At 65.3% G+C, this 625-nt stretch carries 1 protein-coding gene; it reads left to right on the forward strand.

Annotation, left to right across the window (positions count from 1 at the left end):
* A partial coding sequence (locus ACFPYL_RS24285) for an Ig-like domain repeat protein (RefSeq protein ID WP_379160907.1) occupies nucleotides 1–625 on the forward strand: 625 nt, incomplete at both ends.

Genomic DNA, 625 nt, shown 5'->3' on the forward strand with positions numbered 1-625 from the left:
TTCGAGCTGGCTGGTCTGGTGCCGGGTGAGCACGAGCTGACGTTCGCCTATGCCGGTGACGACAACACGAACGAATCCGCGGTCACGGTCACGATCACCGTCAAGGGCGACGAAGTCATCAAGGCCGACACCGAGACCACGGTGACTGAGCCGTCTGGTCCGGTGGGGACCGATGAGCACCTGACGGTGCGTGTCGACGCGATCGACTCGTCGGTGGTTCCGTCGGGTGACGTGCGTGTGAGCGGCGAGGGCGTTGACGGCACGGTTGTCCTGGATGCTGCTGGTGAGGGTGTCTTCGAGCTGGCTGGTCTGGTGCCGGGTGAGCACGAGCTGACGTTCGCCTATGCCGGTGACCGGCGGACCAACCCGTCGTCTGCTGTCGTGACGGTGGTCGTGAAGCAGACCGGTGGGACGGGTGTGACGTCGACTGTTCTGTCGCTGGATCGCACGTCGACGCCGGTGCAGGGCCAGAAGGTGCTCGCGACGGCGACGGTGACGGTGCCTGAGGGTGAGACTGCTGCCGGCAAGGTCGTGTTCATGGTCGGTGACTGGTTCAAGGTCGTTGCTCTCGAGGACGCCACGGCGGCTCTGGAGCTCTCGGCTGATGAGCTGGGTGAGTTCCCGG

It is taken from the genome of Nocardioides hankookensis (assembly GCF_042658885.1).
Lineage (GTDB): Bacteria > Actinomycetota > Actinomycetes > Propionibacteriales > Nocardioidaceae > Nocardioides > Nocardioides hankookensis.